At 46.3% G+C, this 18317-nt stretch carries 14 protein-coding genes; 4 read left to right on the forward strand and 10 right to left on the reverse strand.

Annotation, left to right across the window (positions count from 1 at the left end; translation table 11 throughout):
• Positions 1-16: 16 nt before the first annotated feature.
• A complete protein-coding gene (locus tag AC5YB3_RS22145; protein ID WP_259573802.1) occupies positions 17-412 on the reverse strand; it encodes an ACT domain-containing protein in 396 nt (131 codons plus the stop codon).
• 208 nt (positions 413-620) lie between these two features.
• Positions 621-2258: a methyl-accepting chemotaxis protein gene (locus AC5YB3_RS22150; protein ID WP_259579386.1), complete on the reverse strand. Its 1638-nt coding sequence runs from the start codon at positions 2256-2258 to the stop codon at positions 621-623.
• Between the two features lie 357 nt (positions 2259-2615).
• Between AC5YB3_RS22150 and AC5YB3_RS22155 the strand changes: the two genes are divergently transcribed.
• On the forward strand, positions 2616-3344 hold the full coding sequence (locus AC5YB3_RS22155; protein ID WP_011846921.1) for a DUF3334 family protein: 729 nt from the start codon (positions 2616-2618) through the stop codon (positions 3342-3344).
• Between the two features lie 105 nt (positions 3345-3449).
• Positions 3450-4496, forward strand: a complete 1047-nt coding sequence (locus AC5YB3_RS22160; RefSeq protein WP_012587550.1) for a LacI family DNA-binding transcriptional regulator — start codon at positions 3450-3452, stop codon at positions 4494-4496.
• 128 nt (positions 4497-4624) lie between these two features.
• Here AC5YB3_RS22160 and AC5YB3_RS22165 read toward each other — a convergent pair whose 3' ends face one another.
• Positions 4625-5251 (reverse strand): 3'-5' exonuclease, encoded by a 627-nt coding sequence (locus AC5YB3_RS22165; RefSeq protein ID WP_494526185.1) that lies wholly within the window; start codon positions 5249-5251, stop codon positions 4625-4627.
• 219 nt (positions 5252-5470) lie between these two features.
• Between AC5YB3_RS22165 and AC5YB3_RS22170 the strand changes: the two genes are divergently transcribed.
• Positions 5471-6628, forward strand: a complete 1158-nt coding sequence (locus tag AC5YB3_RS22170) for a ribosomal protein uL16 3-hydroxylase (protein WP_494527204.1) — start codon at positions 5471-5473, stop codon at positions 6626-6628.
• Positions 6629-6810: 182 nt separating this feature from the next.
• Here the strand turns inward: AC5YB3_RS22170 and umuC are convergent, their stop codons facing one another.
• From umuC to AC5YB3_RS22190, 4 genes are all read right to left on the reverse strand, one after another.
• Complete coding sequence (gene umuC / locus AC5YB3_RS22175; protein WP_259573800.1) at positions 6811-8085, reverse strand: translesion error-prone DNA polymerase V subunit UmuC; 1275 nt, start codon at positions 8083-8085, stop codon at positions 6811-6813.
• Positions 8082-8501 (reverse strand): translesion error-prone DNA polymerase V autoproteolytic subunit, encoded by a 420-nt coding sequence (umuD, locus tag AC5YB3_RS22180; protein ID WP_006081811.1) that lies wholly within the window; start codon positions 8499-8501, stop codon positions 8082-8084. Before umuD ends, umuC begins: the two co-directional genes overlap by 4 nt.
• A 70-nt stretch (positions 8502-8571) precedes the next feature.
• Positions 8572-9528 carry an IS1595-like element ISSod11 family transposase gene (locus tag AC5YB3_RS22185; protein WP_494525734.1) on the reverse strand — a complete coding sequence of 319 codons (957 nt, stop codon included), beginning with the start codon at positions 9526-9528 and terminating at the stop codon, positions 8572-8574.
• A gap of 285 nt (positions 9529-9813) precedes the next feature.
• On the reverse strand, positions 9814-11205 hold the full coding sequence (locus AC5YB3_RS22190) for an SLC13 family permease (RefSeq protein WP_494526186.1): 1392 nt from the start codon (positions 11203-11205) through the stop codon (positions 9814-9816).
• A gap of 80 nt (positions 11206-11285) precedes the next feature.
• On the opposite strand from AC5YB3_RS22190, the gene AC5YB3_RS22195 reads away from it, so the two are divergent.
• On the forward strand, positions 11286-12128 hold the full coding sequence (locus tag AC5YB3_RS22195) for an AraC family transcriptional regulator (RefSeq protein WP_494526187.1): 843 nt from the start codon (positions 11286-11288) through the stop codon (positions 12126-12128).
• 44 nt (positions 12129-12172) lie between these two features.
• On the opposite strand, the gene AC5YB3_RS22200 is transcribed toward AC5YB3_RS22195, so the two are convergent.
• The 3 genes from AC5YB3_RS22200 to AC5YB3_RS22210 all read right to left on the reverse strand — a co-directional run bounded on the left by AC5YB3_RS22200 (position 12173) and on the right by AC5YB3_RS22210 (position 18293).
• Positions 12173-13357 carry a hypothetical protein gene (locus AC5YB3_RS22200; RefSeq protein WP_006086808.1) on the reverse strand — a complete coding sequence of 395 codons (1185 nt, stop codon included), beginning with the start codon at positions 13355-13357 and terminating at the stop codon, positions 12173-12175.
• Positions 13358-13802: 445 nt separating this feature from the next.
• Complete coding sequence (locus tag AC5YB3_RS22205; protein WP_494526188.1) at positions 13803-16379, reverse strand: glycoside hydrolase family 15 protein; 2577 nt, start codon at positions 16377-16379, stop codon at positions 13803-13805.
• Between the two features lie 258 nt (positions 16380-16637).
• A complete protein-coding gene (locus AC5YB3_RS22210) occupies positions 16638-18293 on the reverse strand; it encodes an MFS transporter (protein WP_494526189.1) in 1656 nt (551 codons plus the stop codon).
• Positions 18294-18317 lie beyond the last annotated feature (24 nt).

Genomic DNA, 18317 nt, shown 5'->3' on the forward strand with positions numbered 1-18317 from the left:
CATATTTAAAGGGGTATTACACTTCGTCTTTCGATTCTATGATGTGGTAGCCCTGTTTTTTCAAGGCGGCGATGGCACTTTTGAGGCGATTATTTTTCACGAGGATGTAATCGGTATCAAAGGTGGAAATCGCAAAAATACTGATTTGTTCGTCCGCTAAGGTGCCAGACACCTTAGATAAAATGCCTGTCATCGAGAATCCGAGTGGGCCGAGCACTTCAAAACAACACCAGCCCGGTTCTTGCTCTAGGCTGTCGAGTTCTATCTCACTGGAAATGACTAAAGATAAACCTTCTTGGGTTTTACCAATGAAATACATGTCCTGTGCAAAAACCTCACTGGGCAATACGGCATTCGGGCTAAAGCTATGAATTGTGTACTGTTCAGGGTGAACGGCTAAGGTCATTCGCATGGCAGTGTCTCGGTTGGATTTTTAAGGCTAAAGCATACCGCATATCAAACGTTAGCGTGACAGAGAATTTGTGGTTAATGGGATTTTTTCGTTGAAATTCATTGTTGGTGAGCTAGCGGTTAACAAGCGTTACCAGAAGGTTTACCCAAAGAAAAGGGCGCCCTATGGCGCCCCAGTCGACAAGTCATGCAGTTCTCATACACTTTAGTTAGATTTTAAACTGGCCTAAGGTGCGTGACATGTCTTGGCTAATGTCTTGCAGTGACTGAGCCGCATGATTGTTGCTCTCGTTAGCTTTGACTGAGACTTCCGTTAATTCCGAAATATTACAAATATTTCGATTAATCTCTTCGGTCACTAATGATTGCTCTTCGGTGGCGCTGGCTAATTGGGTATTCATATCACTGATATGGGCAATTAATTGCAGAATCGCTGCCATGGCTTTACCCGCTTCGTGGGCTTGGGCTTGCAGCTCATCGGATTGCAGCTGAGTTTGATTGTTGCTTTTCATCACTGAGCCGACACCAGATTGGATCTCGCTAATGATTTTTTGGATCTCATTGGTCGAGTCTTGGGTGCGAGTGGCGAGGGCGCGGACTTCATCGGCAACTACAGCAAAACCGCGGCCATGGGTCCCCGCTCGCGCAGCTTCAATGGCGGCGTTAAGGGCGAGTAAGTTTGTCTGCTCAGCAATGCTGCGGATCACATCGAGAATGCTACCGATTTGCTGTGAGGCGACGCCCAGCTTTTGGGTGATAACTTCAGAGGCTTTTAATTCTGCCACCAGCTTTTCCGTGTTGCTGACCGTGTTGTCGATCACGACTTGGCTTTGCTGCGCTTGTTCTTTTACGCTGTTCGCCGCATCGGCCGCTTGCTGGGTGTTGCTCGCCATTTCATGGGTGGTCGAGAGCATTTGATTGACTGCGGTGGCAACACTACCCGTTTCTCTGTGGATATGCTCAGCACTTTGATTGGACTCTTCAACTGCAATTAAGAGTTGTTTGGCGTCAGTGTCTAATGCTTGGCCTAAAGGCTGTAAGTGGCCGACCATGTCGCCAATTTTTTGCGCAAACATATTAAAGGCGCGGGCAAGGTGGGCAATTTCATCTTTACCTTGGGCATTAATCCGCTGACTTAAGTCGCCTTCGCCTTGGGCAATATCTTCAAGGGCATCAATGGCATCATTCAATGGCGAGGTGATGGAATGATTAAGCACAAGGAAGAAAGCAAAAATCGGCACTGAAATCAAAAACATGATAATCAGGTAATCGATAATAACTGACTTTAAACTCGCTTTCACATCACTGAGATAGGCGCCTGTTATCACTGTCCAGCCCCATTGCGGGTAGTAACGGGCTTCGGCGAGCTTATCTTCGATAGCGCGAGTCATAGGATCGGCTATAGGGTATTCGAGGGTGGTTTTAGATTTAGCCCGCGCCAATGGCAGCATAGTGGCCAATGGATTAGTGCCATTGGGTAATTTAAACGTTAATGCTGAGGTGCCAACAAGACTTGCATTGTCACCGTGGGCGAGGATTTGATTATTATCGTCAATAACAATGAAATAGCCTGAGCCAGAATAGCGAGTCTGATTGATTAACTCAGCGGCAGCTTTCTTGGCGTCTTCTTCGCTGTATTTACCTTTGAGCGCATCCTGACGATGTACATCTATCACGCTTAACATGCTTGCGAGTTGACCATCTATTTGTAGCCATTTCTGCTCAATTAAATTGCTGTACTGCTCCTTAATTGAAAAACTGGCAAAACACACAGTCCCTATCGCGGCCATAAGGAGCATCATCATTAAGCGTTGCAAGATAGTAAATCGGCGCAAAAACGTGATCATTGGGGTTCCTTAGGGGCTTATTATTGTGGCTCAATATACCTGCGAATCAATCTCAATTGAATCATCTGTGACATAAATTCAGCAAAAGCCGTTATAAAATATGAGTTTCTTTGATCTAAAGCAGGAAATGATGATAGGGAATTTTAATCTGTTGCATTATGGGGCATGTTTTTATTAAGTTATGCAGTTTTTTAAGTCGTTGCACGTTGCAGGTTTTATCTGACCTATTAAATATCAATAAGTTAGCGTTATGTTAACTTTACGGCCTTGCTAAATTAGGCTAATCAATTGTTTTAATTTTGATTTTTTACGCTTTTACGCGCAAGATTAATGCATTATTCAGTTTGAGAATCGATTATGACCACAAATACTATCGTAACGTCGGATGATATTTTACTGAAGTTATGTCACTCAGTCGCCCACGTACTCTCTAGCACCAGTGCTAGTAATGTTACCCACGCGGGTATGGTACAAAGTATCGCGCGCACGCGTCTAAAACCCGATCTCGGTTGTTTCTCGATTTTTGATGGTGGTTTTTCGGGCCTAGTCGTCATTAACTTTTCATCTTCGGCGGCGATTGAAATCTACCGTCGCTACATGCTGAACATGGGTATGCCTGAATCTGAGTTGGCGTTTTCGCATACGTCAGATGAAGTGAGTAACGTGATGGGTGAGTTGATGAACCAAATCTTAGGGGATTTTATTAATAAAATTTCAAAAGAATTGCAAACGTCAATCAGCCAAAGTCAGCCAAAAATGTTGACGATTAATAAAGAGTTAACTATTTCAATCGATGCTAACTTAGATGATGCGGTCGCCCGTAGAGTGTCGTTTAGAACTGAAAACAATCATATTTTCTACCTCGAATTTGCCATGGATAAAACTGAGTTCATTCGTTTAGATGAATTTGTTTACGATGAAGAATTCGACCCCGACAGCCTGTTAGAACAGCACAGTACGATAGGCAGTAATAAGGACTCAACGTCGAATGTTTCGCCTTGGGTGAAGATGGCCGACAAACCAGCCATTGCGACTCGTGCCATTGATAATGACGCCGATGATTTGCTCGATCAGCTTGGCATTTAAGCAGAAAATCCAAGTGTAAGACGGATGTTAATGCATTCGTCTATACAAGTTAGCGGAACTGTTTTAGTATCGACGCAAAATAATCACTAAGGTTACCTCCTCTCCATGGCATCGAAAGCGACCTCGATTGATATTGCTTATCGTGCTGGCGTATCCCAGTCTACGGTTTCCCGTGCCCTTAGAAACAGTCCGTTAGTCAATTTAGAGACCCGTCAACGTATTCAAGCCATTGCTAAAGAGCTGAATTACAAGGTTGATAAAAACGCCAGTAATCTTCGTACCCAAAATAGCCATACCTTAGCGCTGTTATTGTGTGAAGACCCCACCAATGATGACTCGTTAATCAATCCCTTTTTCCTGTCTATGCTGGGCTCAATTACCCGAGCAACTGCGCAGCAGGGTTATGATTTACTCGTTTCTTTTCAGCAATTATCCAGCGATTGGCATGCCGATTATGAAGACAGCAATAAAGCCGATGGCATTATTCTGCTCGGTTATGGCGACTATATGGATTACGAGCAAAAGCTGGAGCGACTATTAGCGCAGAATACCCATTTTGTGATTTGGGGCGCCGAGCATAACAATAAGTCTGTGTTGTCGATTGGCTGTGATAATCATCAAGGCGGCTTGATTGCGACAGAGCATTTGATTTCCCTTGGCCGCAACGCTTTTGCCTTTTTAGGCGATGCTTCGAGCCACAGCCCAGAGTTTAGGGACAGATATTTAGGCCATGTGAAGGCGCTGCAAACGGCGAATATTCCCGTGGATCGCACTAAGCAAGTGTCGGCCATCAGCACCGAAAGTTCCGGCTACGATGCCGCTATGATGTTGATTGCCCAAGGCGCTAAGTTTGATGCGATATTTGCGGCCAGCGATTTGATCGCCATTGGCGCGATTCGGGCGCTGAAAGAAAAGGGCATTTCAGTCCCTGAGCAAGTGGCCGTTGTGGGATATGACGATATTCCGGTGGCGAGTTTTGCTAATCCGCCATTAACGACCATTAAGCAGAACACCCAATTAGCCGGTGAGATCTTAGTCGACAGTGTACTCAAACTTATCCGCGGACAAGAGGTGAGTGCGCAGCTTATTCCGACAACCTTAGTGGTTCGCAGCTCCTGCGGCATTGATAGCGCGCCACTTAAGCCGTTATAGATGGCCGTTATCGCTAGGCGTTTGTAGCTCTATCATACTGCTATTTGTTGGCGACTCGTTGGTCACTTAATTTACCGATTGAAACAACGCCGATAATCCTTGGATTTATCGGCTTTTGCTTTTGGATATCACTTGACGGCGTATTGGCGTAAAAATTTCGGCACATCAGCTTTGGTTTTCTTCGCTAATTTTTGCAGTAACTCAAAGGTCGGTGAGCAGAGTCCAAACTCTTGTTGAAGGTCTGCCAGCATAGCCAGCCACAAATGGCCGGTCATTTCGGCATCGGCTAAGGCGCGGTGAAAGGTGCCATCGGTCGGCAACTGTTTATAGCGCACTAAAGTCCCTAACTGATGATTGGGTGCCGCTTGATACAAACGTCTCGCCACCAGCAAGGAACAGCCAAATTGTCCAAGATAACGATGGCGAATTTGGGCAAACTCCGCATCTAAAAAGCGCTGATCGAACGCCGCATTGTGGGCGACTAAGTTGTGATCGGCAATAAAGGCTGCAAAACGCGCCATCACTTCATTGCAGGGCGCCGCGTCCCTGAGCATTTGATTGCTGATCCCAGTGTAGTCTTCAATAAAGCGACTTATTCTAAATCCTGGGTTCATTAACTCAGAAAATCTTTGGGTGATCACGCCGTTTTCAATCAGCACAGCTCCGATTTCAATCGCGCGATCCCCTTGATTGGGCGACAGCCCCGTGGTTTCGAAGTCGAGCACGACCAAAGTGTTAGCAGCTGATGTAGGCATAGATCTTACATGGACTCAATAAATGATGTGTCAGCATTAGCGTCGTTTGTTGCAAAATGCTTTTAGATAAGCCGATTGTAATTCAATACGTTAGTAAATTCACTATTACATTGATGATGATAAAAGACTTAATGCTTTGTTGATCCGGTCGAGCTTTCTGCGTTTCGCTTCCTGTTAGCATTTGCCGCTATGAATAACAGTTTGGTTTGTGAGCAACCCATGCAACTCGATATTAACGGCTTAACGCCCGCGCAATTTTTAGCAGAATATTGGCAGAAAAAACCTTTGGTGATCCGCCAAGGATTCAAGCATTTTCAAGATTTAGTCTCGCCCGAAGAATTAGCGGGCTTAGCCATGGATGAGCTGGTGGAATCTCGGCGGGTGTACCAACAAGCTGGCAAATGGCAGGCGGAATTTGGCCCCTTCGATTCCTACGATCATCTCGGAGAACGGGATTGGACTTTAATAGTCCAAGCCTTGAATAACTGGGTGCCCGATGCGGAAGCCTTGATCCAATGCTTCGATTTTATTCCGCGCTGGCGTTTAGATGATGTGATGGTGAGCTTCGCGACGCCAGGCGGTGGCGTGGGGCCGCATATCGATCTGTATGATGTGTTTATTTGCCAAGGTTCAGGACGTCGCCGTTGGCGTGTGGGCGATCTGGGGCCGCACAAAGAGTTTGCCGCCCATCCCGCTTTGCTGCACACCGAAGCTTTTGACCCGATTATCGATACTGAGTTGTTTCCTGGCGACATCCTTTATATTCCCCCTGGATTCCCCCATGACGGCATAACCTTAGAACAGTCGTTAAGTTTTTCAGTGGGTTATCGCACAGCTTCCGCTAAAGATATGATAAGTACTTTGGCCGATCATTTGTCTGAGCAGGATTTAGGCGCACAGCAGATTTCAGATCCAGACCGCGAGCTGACCACCCGCAGTGGCTGTGTCGATAATGGCGATTTAGCGCGGTTACGCACCCAACTGACTAATATGTTGACCGATGAACTGGTGAGCGAGTTTTCGGGCCGCTATTTAACTCAGTCAAAATGCGCCTTAGATTTACCCGATGAGCCATTGGACATCACGCAAGACGAAGTGCTCGCTTGGCTCGATGAGCAGCCGCTTATTCGCCTCGGCGGGCTGCGCTGTTTGTATTTTGATATTAATGTGGCACAGGGCGTTGTCTATATTAATGGTGATAAGTATCAGCTTTCAGCCGAATTGGCCGCAGTGATCCCATTACTATGTGATAGTAATCAGTTGGATAAAGCTGCCTTAGCCCCTTGGTTAGCCCATGCTGACTTACTCACGCAATTTACCGAGTGGGTGAATCTAGGTTACTGGTACTTTGAAGATCTCAGCGATGAGGAGTGTTAAGGCGAAATGAGACAAAGCTTGGTATATGTTAATACCGCTTTAGCGTTAACGCCCGACGGGGCTTAGCGCTATATATTTTTTAGATCTAGATGGGTTTTAGTGCTGTATGGATTTTAGAGTTAGTTTAGAGTTAGGTGGGGTCTGTAATTCGCAGGCGGCCATTTAGCCATTGGATTTGTTGATTATTTCACTATGGGCAATTGTGCCCATTGGGTGGTGTAACGAGGGGAAAGCTGCTCACGCTTCATTCCCCAAGTCGGGTCAATACCTTGTCCTGCAAACCATATTTTTCCATGACCGCTGTGGTTCACTTTATCGAGTAATTGCATCAACTCTTTGCTTTTAGGCCTAGGCGTGACGTCATCGAATAATCCAAGCTGAAACACGCCAGCACCAAAAAAATCCCCTAACATGACACCGGCCTTTGCATAGGCATGACCTTCACGCCAAATGCGTTGCAGTAGGCTTTGGCCAAGGGTGACAAAATCACGCGTATCATTGCTGGGGCGAACTAAACTGCCCGACAGTGATTTGCTGTACTGGGGAGTTGCATCGCTAAAAGGGCTAGTACGCACAAATACTGACATCGCTTTAGCGTACTGGCGCTCGGAGCGCAGTTTTTCACAGGCCCTAAAAGTGTATTCATTGATTGCCTGTTGCATCGCTTCTAAATTATCAATACGGCTGCCAAAGGATCGGGAGCTGATAATTTGTTGCTTAGTGGCGGCGACCTCTTGTATGTCATCACAGGCAATGCCGTTAAGTTCGCGTACCGTGCGCTCGACGGTGACAGAAAAGGTGTCGCGGATAAGCTTGGGATGCGCATCCGCCAATTGCAACGCGGTATTTATACCCATGATGTTCAAGCGTTTTGTAAGCCTACGGCCTATTCCCCAGACTTCGTCGACAGGGATAAGCGCCATCAGTCGTCGTTGGCGTTCACGGTCGCGCAAGTCAACCACGCCCCGCGTCGCGGGATAACGTTTCGCGGCATGGTTTGCCAGTTTAGCGAGGGTTTTTGTCGGTCCAATGCCGACGCAAACACTGATCCCAATCCACTGCGGTATCCGTTGATAAATATCTAAGGCAAGCTGATGAATATCAATGCATTTATCGAGACGAGAAAGGTCTAAAAACGCTTCATCAATACTATACACTTCTACTTTCGGTACCATTTGCTCTAAGGTGGTCATGACTCTATTTGATATGTCGGCATAGAGTGCATAGTTGGAGGAGAATACCGCAACGTGATGCTGGCGGAGTTGGTTTGCGATTTGATACACAGGCACCGCCATTTTGATGCCAAGTTGTTTTGCCTCTGCCGAGCGGGCGACGACGCAGCCATCGTTATTGGATAACACTACAATCGGCCTGCCAGCTAAATCTGGCCTAAACATCCGCTCACAGGATGCATAAAAATTATTGCAATCGACGAGGGCGAATAGTGAGGGCGTCATTTGAGCTTTTTCACCACGTTGGTCACCACCCCAAAGATGTTTAACTCAGACTCATCATTGATGGCAATCGGGGAGAATAAGGCATTACGTGGCAGTAATTGCACCACAGGGCGCAGCTGTAATTGCTTTACAGTAAACTCGCCGTTGACTGCTGCGACAACGGTATCCCCGTGGGCCGGCTGTAATGAGCGATCTACCACCAAAATATCACCGGAGAAAATCCCCGCTTCGATCATCGAATCCCCTTGGACTTTGACAAAAAACGTGGCGGCGGGATGCTTGATGCATAACTCATTGAGATCTAATGTTTGTTCTACATAGTCTTGGGCTGGTGACGGAAATCCTGCGGCAATCAAGGAGCTAAATAGCGAGAGCCGATATTGGGTATGTTTGGCGAAGCGGCCTAGGATCATCATAATAAATCACAGTATGCTGTACGTATGAAAGGGCTATCCACTTAGCACAACCAACCACTATATATTGTGGTTATCGATTTTTAATTGATTGGTACGTTATTGGCTTAGAGCGCACAGCTTGTTCAAGCAACCTGTAGAATAATAATCCCCGTGAATCTGAATTTCTTCTGTTGAAGCGAAATGTAAACTCGTCTAAATAATAATCAAGTTGCTTAGCCTTTACCGCGCCTTGATACGTACCTAAAAGCCATCTTTTACATAATGATGAGACTCGATGTACCCCAGCCATTGTTTCATGTGCAGGTACAGATGAACCTAAATGCACTATCCGATTATGCTTATATCCTTTTTTGTCTATTTGTTTGTATGCTTGAGAACCATCACTACAAATTGTGCTATCAGGTTCTATTACATCTTGAATGAATTGATGGATATGTTCTTTAGTTGCACTTTCTACTTGCCTTAAACGTATTCGCCCAAATCCAGAGGGTGATAGCAGCTCAACAGCCACCAAAACTACAGCTTTACGTTTACCCTGTTGATTTTTAATAGATGATTTTGGAATGACACCACCTATTAATGTTTCGTCAACTTCTACGATGCCGGACAGTTTATCTCTTTCAGGATCAACCATGGCATATCTTAACTTGTGCATTAAAGACCAAGCTGTTTGATAACTCCCAAGACCTAATAGCCTTTGGACTCCAAGAGCGCTGACCCCATTCTTTTGATTTGTAAAAAACCAAACAGCTGCAAACCAACTTTTCATGGGGGTTCTTGTTTTGTCAAAAAGTGTACTTGATGTTACTGAACATTGAGAACGGCAAGCATGACATTTTAACTTGCCATTACTTAACTGATAAGGTGATTGATGGCTCGAACAGCTTGGACAAATGAATCCGTTTGGCCAACGAAGTGCATAAAGGTAGCTGGTGCAAGATTGTTCATCATGAAACCAATCAACAAATTCGTCCCAATTTGTAGGGTAATCGACGCCAGCTTTTAATAGATACGATGAAGTTTTCATTACTACATATTGACACTGGTGGTGCTAAATGGATAGCCCTTACGTATGAACAGTATAGTCTAACAATGAAACTTATCGAAAGAATTTATGTGGGGACAGTTGTGTTGTCGACCCTGGCGCAAAGACGAACTTGTTTTAAGCTGTGTGCTGATTGTATGCGCTGTAGAGTGCCGAGTGCTGGGCAATTGATGATGGCTGCTCTAAAGCACCCTTGGCGGCGTCAATACCGCCAAGGGTGAGTGTTTCGTCAATTTAATTTAGTTAACCCGCTTTAGCTAACGCAATTTAGTTAATCCAACCGAGCCATAGCCACCACAGATAATCCAGTGGGATAAGTGCAATTAGAGTGATTGCCGCCAGCGGTAAGGTGATGTTAAGTAGTTTGCTTAAGGGCTCTTGGGATAATTGCATCGCCAAAATCAACGGGGCAACCTGATAAGGAAAAATCACGGTTGAGAAACCGATCACCTGCGTCATTAATACCGCTGGGGTGGAGAAGCCAGTTGCATTGGCAAAATCTGCCGCCATGGGGGACAACACTGTCGGCACACCTGGAACCGTTGCTACTAATCCCGTCAGCGTCCCCATCAGCGATAAAGACATGAAATTCAGGAACGATGCCCCTTGCTGCAATGGTAGCCATTCACTGAACAATTGACCTAGCGCAGTGCCAAGTCCAGATTGATTGACCAATGCCCCTAGACCTAAGGCCGCCGCGACAAAAATGACGGTCGCAAAATCCACCGAACTATTAAAACTCTTAGGCTCAAGTACTCCCCATTTGGGGAGCAATAACAAGATAGCGGTGGTCAGTCCAACCCACGCCGGATTGACCCCGTGCAGTGAATCTGTCACCCAAAACAGTAAAGTGATCGCAAGTAATACTGTGACTTTCTTTTGCATACCAAGGTTATAAGCTTCTGTTTCAATAATGCGTTCAGGCTGGTTTTCATCAATTTTTGCAGGAAATAGGAAGACGACTAGCGCCACAATCAATATCGATTTGAGCAAACCAAGGATCGGAAAATGCAGCAAGAGATACTCGGTATAACCAAAATGGATATTGAATAGATTCTCGCTGGAACCCGCCAATATCATATTGGGAATATTCGCGGGCAACACGGCAAAACTGGGCATGTTGCACGCCAGTGCCAAGGCGGTCGCAATGCCTATCCGTCCATGGCTACCACGAGCAAAACCGACTTGCTCAGCTAACGCCATACCAATAGGCACCAGTACCACTGCACGGCCAACGGATGAGGGCATCACAAAGCCAAGCAGCACGGCACTAAAGACCAAACCCGCAATCAAGCGTGGATAACTTGAGGTCAGTATGGGGGCAATCAAACTGGCCATTCTGCGACTTAAGCCAGACTGAGTGATGGCACTGCCGATCACAAACCCTGAAATGATTAACCACACCGCAGTTGAGCCGAATCCGGAGAAAAGTATACTCGGCTCAATGAGTTTAAAAATGGTGGCAAGGGCAAAAAATATTAACCCCGCCATAAAGGGCGGGAAGAAACCTGTGCTCCAAAACATCAAGGTCACTAATATTACGCCAGAGCTGTAGGAAAACACCGTGGGATGCTGACTCAGCGGAAAAAGCGCAAGTAAAGTAGCGATCAACAGTGCACTGAAAAACGCTAGCTGTTTAACGCCAATAAAACGTTTCATGCTTACCGACCTATTGGGTTGAATACGTAAAAGATGCCTACTAAGATAGCTGACTTAGTTTGACGTTTTAAGAGGGTAATATGTCAAAACATGTTCTTAAAGCGACATTGTTAACCCCCAGTGATGTGGCGTTTATCATAGATGCCAATCGGCCCGTGCTGACCCATACTCGCAATATGGCGGCGGAAGCGGGTATCGAACCTCACTCGCACCCGCGGGGGCAGCTACTTTGGGCCGCCAAAGGCTTGTTGCGTGTCCGCAGTGAAAATGCCGTCTGGGTGGTACCCTCAACCCATGCGGTCTGGATCCCCTGCAATTTGCCCCATCAAGTGAACAGCGAAACCCACGCCCATACTCGCAATATCTATATTGATCCTAGCTATGGCGTTAGGCCACAGGATACGCAAGTGGTGATGGTGACTATGACAGCGCTGATGCGCGAATTAGTGCTTAAACTTTGTGAAAGTTCACATCTTATGGACAGTGGACAACTGCATCGGCTGGGTTTGGTTGCCATTGATGAACTCCAAACGCTGGACAGTGTGGGTGCCCATTTACCCGCGGGTTCAGATCCAAGACTCAGTCGCTTAATCCAAATGCTAGTTCGGCAGCCGAAAGTGAATTACTCACTGACCGAGTTAGCCGAAATGGGCGGCGCGAGTGTGAGAACGATTGAGCGACTATTCAAAGCTGAAACTGGGCTCACTTATCGACAATGGCGGCAAAGGTTTCGTTTGTTAAATTCGCTTGAGAGCTTAAGCCAAGGGGAGAGCACGACTAGGGTGGCCCATAGTCTAGGTTATCTGAGCGTCAGTAGTTTCAGTGCCGCCTTTAAAATGCAATTTGGTTGCACGCCGCAAGATTATCCGCAGCATAAGCTGATGAAAAACAGGAAAAATCAGTTTACTCCCGCGCAAGAATAAACTGAGTCAGCCATAACAAATATCTATGTTTTGTATATCGATTCTTATAATTGGCCAGTCAGAGTGGAGTTAATATTCGTGCTATCTTGTGGGAGTCGAGTAACAAGCTCCGCTCGTTGATGCTCAAGTCTGTTAAACCTTTCCTGATAAGGGGTTAATGAAATAATGCCAGAGCAGAGTATGAATTTCCCTACGGGGTTATAGATGTATTGGCTGAAAGTTTCGATTGATAAATTGCTAGGACATTCATTCAGGGGAGCCGTGTCGTTTAGGATCGCGGCATAACGATTGGCGGTATCTTGGTGTTGCATCAATGGTAGCAGTAACCACTCTATTAGCTTTGTATTTATGTCAGTATCACTAGTGACCTGTGTCGCTCTGGTTATCTGGGTAAAGTAATACCATTCGCCCCTTTTTACATTGTCAAACGAAAGTACTTCTGGTGACAGTGCATGCTTCCAGCTTGGTGGTAACGCCTCGATTAGTTGTGAATGCGGCAATTGACTCATTACCAACTCTCCAAGTTTCATATTCGCTTCCATTCCAGCATTACTCATCATCTTACCGATAAGCATATGAGTGCTTGCTGATAGCCGTTGCCAAAATAGCATATCTTGGTTGATTGCCTCGGCGACTTGTAGGGGATCCATAGTGCTGGCATCGGTCAGTACATTAAACAGATAGAGTTTTTGTGCTGCTAACAGATGGGTAAAGGGCATACTATCTGTAAAAACATTAAATTGGCTGCCATCCTGCCAAGTACCGATATTAAGCAGCTGCTGGTAGCGGACGATTAACCAATTATATTCATCGAGTAAGGCGTTAAGATTGTTCTCTTGTTTAAGCATTACATTACAGCTGGAGAGAAAATCATCTTCTTTGATGCATTGTTCAAGCGGTAATTGGGGCTTTTCAAAACGGATTTGTTGGTTATCTTGAGGTTTATCCATAACCCCGAGGTGTTGTAACTTCTTGAGGCGTTCTAGTCCAACATCCATTGGCGAAGCAGTATTGCTGACATCAAAACCGAGTACAAATACATAAGCATTATCGTTAAGGTGATTTGATAGTGCATTATCATTTTCCGCGATGTCGGCTAAGTAGTTTTGTGCCAGTTCAGAAGGTGGACTGTCTCGAAAATTTATAAGCAGAAGAATGAAATATAAACTGACAGGAATACATAATAGAGAGATTAAAATCCATTTCATTACCCGCAAAAAACGTCGCATTAAAAATCCTGTTAACAAATTAAACCGCCATTAATTACATAATGTAACACGATTTGGTTGCTTGGGAAGTCAGCCTGTGAAGGGATTTGAATGTTAAAAAAATATATGTAAAAGATCACCGCAACTTTCATCAGGTTTGATGGATGTTGTTAGCATAACAGGGCTATTCTTCGTCTGTTTTTTGCGCACTGTACACTGGTTGTGAATGAACTCGGTGATATGCATCTTTAATTCAGTATGAAAAGGGCATTAATTCTATAAAATGAGTCTGACAGGTCACAGCCAGATATAAAAAAGGCTAGAACAACATTTGTGAGTTGTTCTAGCCCTTAATTTATTAAAGCTAAAGCATCGTTAAGCTCATGCGCTGTTTTAGTGTGTTATTTCAGCACATTTTTTCAATGCGCTATTTCAATACACTATTTCAAAAAGCCACTTCAACTCGTTATTTCAATGCCGCTGGGACGATAGGGTAGTTATCCCAGACTTGGCCGTCGGTCATTGAGCGCACCAGTTTAATGTATTCGGCATGGGTCCAGGCTAGCGGCGTGGCTGAGTTAGTGCCTTGTCCGAGTTGGTAATGGTAGCGGGTGGCATCGCCGACACCGTCCCACGCTTGCTCGGGTAACATCATGCCCGCATTCGCAAACGTTTCCATGCCTTGCACATAGGTGTTGATCAACTGCTGCTTGGTTTGCTGGGCGTTATTGCCTGTTAGCTCGCCTTTTTCTTGGGCGAGTGCTAATTCAAAATGACCGCGCTCACCGGTGAAGAAGGGCCAGACGCGGCCACGTTGATCGGCGCTGTTGCTGCCCGATTCCGCATAGTTCTTGCCAGAAACCGTATCCTCACCGTAGCCATCGTTGCCATAACGTCTAAAGCCTGGGATTTTGCTGCCATCTTTGGCAGTAAACTCATATTTAAGGCGCAAATTAGAGTCAAGTTCAGTGTTATCAATCAATTGAAGGCTTTGATTGATGAGCTTATCAGTTGCACCGCGCACGCCATAACGTACTAGTTCTAAAAATCCGCCATCGAGGATCTGACGTTGATCTAAACCTTGCTTACCGTTATTTGCCGCCAGTCTATCGCTGGTGTTTGGCTCGCCATTTGGGCTTAAACGTAAATAGTAAGGCGCGCTGACGCCTGCGCTGTTTTTTAGTAGTCCTTGGGTGGTGACTAAGTGTTTTTCTAAACTATTACTTAAGTCTTTGGCGGCTGCAAGATAACGGCTGCTTGAGTCGGGATCCTTGGCTTCTTTGGCTATTTCACTTGCGGCAACAAGACCTGCGATCACTGCGGCCGTGGTCGAGGGTGAGTAACCCGCTTGTTCTTCCCAACGCTCTTGCTGGGTTTTTGGCGGGGCGATTTGAGTGTGATTCCAATCCAGATTGACCTCACCGCCACTGATCAAGAAGTCTGCAGCACCTTTGAGCATCTCTTGATACCAGTGACTGATCTCATCAGGGGTGAGCACACCCGCTTGCCAGAGTTTCCAGCCGAGCATGATAGGCATGGCGGTTTGATCGAGCTGCACACCAACCCACTCAATTTGGCCATCCACATGGGTCTTTTGCAGGAACCAACCCGGCGTACCCGTAAAGCCGGGCGTCATTTCGGTCACTTGCACTTTTTTCAGGTATTCGAAGGCCACTTTGGGCGTTTGGGTGTCACCCATGGCGAGGAATGCCATGGCACATTGGTAAAAGTCACGCGGCCATACCGCTTTATAGCCAGTACTCGGCACGGCTGCTGAAACCGTATCGCCCCAAGGGTTAGAAAGTGAAGCGATAAGTGCGCCCGCATAGGTTTTATCTTCCTGCGCTTTCAAGACCATAGCACTGGTATACAGCAGCTTACCGCTATCTGTGGTGTTGTTGGCCATGTTTGCGATGGCGGGCAGCGAGCTTAAGTAATCGTGCCAGCCGACATGGGTGGCATCGCCTTTATAGGCGCTCAGCACAGCATCATAACCTGCGGCCAAAGTGGCATCGGCATTGGCTAAACTCTGTGCTCCATCTTTACCAAAACCGATGACGAGATTAAAAGTGACGGGTTTGGCTTTGATGAGCGTAGGGTAACTCGCAGTAAAAGCTATATTGCCAACGGTCGATTTATCTTGCGTACTGGTCGTTTGATAGGGTGTATCGAGTTTGCCGTTATCGGCCAAATCGGCTAGACCATCGGAGACACCGACAAAGCCTGTCGTTGCCTGCACAAAATTCAGCTCGGATTTGACCGTCATCACGCTGCTGTCTTTGGCGGCGGTATAGGCCACCAGCGCCTGATTGCCAGCATGTGTGTTGGTATGATTGTCTGTATTAGTGTCGATGCGGCCGATATCATTGGCGCCCGCGTTATCGATATGCGGATTGACATACAAATGCGGCGTAATGCCGTCTTCAAAGGCGGTAAAGGTGACGCGCATCATTAGGGTATCGCGGTCAGGATCGGTAAAGATATGCTTTTCAATCTGATACTTACCTTCAATATCTTTATTGATAATTTTATAGGCAAGGGATTGTGGGCGACCGTTAGCATCGGTATCTAAATATTCTATGCTGCTGATGGTGTTATCTTTTTCTGTATCGACAAAGCCATTTCCCGTGATCACAAATTGCAGTTCTTTGAGCTGCGCATTGTGAATAAGACCATACATGGTTTCGGTTAAAATACCTTGGGCGAGGGAGAACCAAACGCGGCTAATAGGATTCTGCTTGGCATCTTGGTATTGACCTTGGGTGTAAGGCTCGTACGACGTTCCAATACCGGTTTTACCCGAAAATGCCCAAGTCGGTGCTTTACCCGGTGCGCCGGGCGCAACCAGCTGCACATTTGATGCGGCATTGCCACTCATGCTTGGTGTTGCTGAATTCGATGTGGGTGAACAAGCAGTGAATCCTATTGTCCCTAATAGACTTGCGGCGACGGCAAGCGCTAGGCGGCTGCGCCTTGTTAACGTTTGTGCGTGACGGGTTTGGCTAGTGTGCAGATCCTGCTGCGGCGTAGGACTCGATTCCATCTCGTTCTCCCCAAATAATGGTTATATTTTTATAGTGATTGAATTGATATAAAAGCTTCATGCTGCGGTGAATCGCCAACAGGCCAAGTTCACCTTGCTTAATGTATCTGGCTATATGCCGACTAACTACCTCTTATCTAAAGACCTAGCATCTAACTGACTGTTATCTAACGGCCTGGCATCTAAAAGAGCCTCACTTAAGGAGATGGCACTTAATTGAGTGCCATCTTATTCAGCGCCACAGCACTTAGTGAACTGTCAGTTAACTTTGTCTGCGGCTTTTGTGGTTAAGTTGGTTTTGCTATTTACGGCGGCGCTTTGGTCATTTTGATCCACAATCTCTTGCTCAACAAAAAGTACTGCAATACCAGCGCACATCATCAAGACGCCACCTGTGATCAACGCATAAATAGGTTGACCATCGAACAGACCATTGAGCACTAAACCCAGCACACTGGCGGCAAGAAGCTGCGGGATCACGATGAAGAAGTTAAAAATCCCCATATAAACGCCCATTTTTTGCGGGGGTAACATGCCCGACAACATGGCGTAGGGCACAGATAATATTGACGCCCACGCGATACCGACACCTATCATAGGCAGCCATAACAGGCTTGGGTTTTTAATAAAGAAGAAGCTAATCAAGCCTATACCGCCACAGAACATATTGACTGTGTGCGTCAGTTTGATACCGATACGCTTAGCCAGCATAGGAATAAAGATCGCGGCAATGGCGGCAAAACCATTGTAGGAGGCGAACAGCACGCCGACCCAATCTGCGCCGTCGTTGTAGGCTTGGGACAACACATCGCTACTGCCAAAATGGTAAGACGTCACGGCTGCTGTGGTGTAAATCCACATGGCAAACAACGCAAACCAAGAGAAAAACTGCACTATCGCCAGTTGATGCATGGCTTTGGGCATATGGAATAAGTCATCGACCACGCTAAATACCATGCCGAGCTTATTGCGTTCAGCGGGTTGTGAATTGCCCAAACGCAGCGCGCAATACAGTTGCAATGGGCCAAAGGCAAAAATCCCTAAGCTTAAGATATACAGTTGCTTATCTAAATCCTGCGCCCAAATAGCGAAGGTGAGCAGGGCGCCGAGACCCATCCACACGAAGGACGCAAATTGATAATCCTTACGGGTACGAGTGCGAGCTAAGGTTTCATCCTCAGCATCGACTTGTTTTGCGTTAAAGGCGGCTAACTCTTCGGGGGAATATTCTCTTGTCGATACGACAGTCCAAGTAACCGCGAGCAATAACACTGCGCCACCGAAATAGAAGGCATAACGCACTGAGTCGGCAATTTCACCCGCTGGTGCAGTATTCGCGACAGCAAAAAAGTGAGTCAAAATATAGGGTAAGGCCGAAGCGACCACAGCGCCAATACCGATGAAAAAGCTTTGCATGGCATAGCCTTGGGTACGCTGGCTTTTCGGTAAATTGTCACCAACGAAAGCGCGAAACGGCTCCATGGCGATGTTGATCGAGGCATCCATGATCCATAACATGCCCGCGGCAATCCACAGGGTAGGCGAGTGCGGCATGATAAAAATAGCAAGAGTGGTAAAAATCGCGCCAATCAAAAAATAAGGGCGGCGACGGCCAAGGCGTCCCCAGGTTTTATCACTCAAATAACCAATAATAGGTTGAACCAATAAACCCGTCAGCGGCGCGGCAATCCACAGAATGGGGATTTCATCGATAGATGCACCTAAGGTTTGGAAAATGCGGCTGACGTTAGCATTTTGCAGGGCAAAACCAAATTGAATGCCTAAAAAACCGAAGCACATATTAAAAATTTGCCAGAAATTCAGCTCAGGTTGTTGCTTGAATGAATGCGGCGCCTGAGGCACGACAGCTTGATGGCTATCTTTTTGATTAGCCTGTTGATGATTCGAAGACATTGAACATCCTTTCTGTTGCCGGCA

This window comes from Shewanella sp. 1311, assembly GCF_059338235.1.

Bases quoted from the DNA above. Each gene is read 5' to 3' on its own strand.
- AC5YB3_RS22145 (WP_259573802.1), bottom strand. From the start codon at position 412: ATGCGAATGACCTTAGCCGTTCACCCTGAACAGTACACAATTCATAGC.
- AC5YB3_RS22150 (WP_259579386.1), bottom strand. From the start codon at position 2,258: ATGATCACGTTTTTGCGCCGATTTACTATCTTGCAACGCTTAATGATG.
- AC5YB3_RS22155 (WP_011846921.1), top strand. From the start codon at position 2,616: ATGACCACAAATACTATCGTAACGTCGGATGATATTTTACTGAAGTTA.
- AC5YB3_RS22160 (WP_012587550.1), top strand. From the start codon at position 3,450: ATGGCATCGAAAGCGACCTCGATTGATATTGCTTATCGTGCTGGCGTA.
- AC5YB3_RS22165 (WP_494526185.1), bottom strand. From the start codon at position 5,251: ATGCCTACATCAGCTGCTAACACTTTGGTCGTGCTCGACTTCGAAACC.
- AC5YB3_RS22170 (WP_494527204.1), top strand. From the start codon at position 5,471: ATGCAACTCGATATTAACGGCTTAACGCCCGCGCAATTTTTAGCAGAA.
- umuC (WP_259573800.1), bottom strand. From the start codon at position 8,085: ATGACGCCCTCACTATTCGCCCTCGTCGATTGCAATAATTTTTATGCA.
- umuD (WP_006081811.1), bottom strand. From the start codon at position 8,501: ATGATGATCCTAGGCCGCTTCGCCAAACATACCCAATATCGGCTCTCG.
- AC5YB3_RS22185 (WP_494525734.1), bottom strand. From the start codon at position 9,528: ATGAAAACTTCATCGTATCTATTAAAAGCTGGCGTCGATTACCCTACA.
- AC5YB3_RS22190 (WP_494526186.1), bottom strand. From the start codon at position 11,205: ATGAAACGTTTTATTGGCGTTAAACAGCTAGCGTTTTTCAGTGCACTG.
- AC5YB3_RS22195 (WP_494526187.1), top strand. From the start codon at position 11,286: ATGTCAAAACATGTTCTTAAAGCGACATTGTTAACCCCCAGTGATGTG.
- AC5YB3_RS22200 (WP_006086808.1), bottom strand. From the start codon at position 13,357: ATGCGACGTTTTTTGCGGGTAATGAAATGGATTTTAATCTCTCTATTA.
- AC5YB3_RS22205 (WP_494526188.1), bottom strand. From the start codon at position 16,379: ATGGAATCGAGTCCTACGCCGCAGCAGGATCTGCACACTAGCCAAACC.
- AC5YB3_RS22210 (WP_494526189.1), bottom strand. From the start codon at position 18,293: ATGTCTTCGAATCATCAACAGGCTAATCAAAAAGATAGCCATCAAGCT.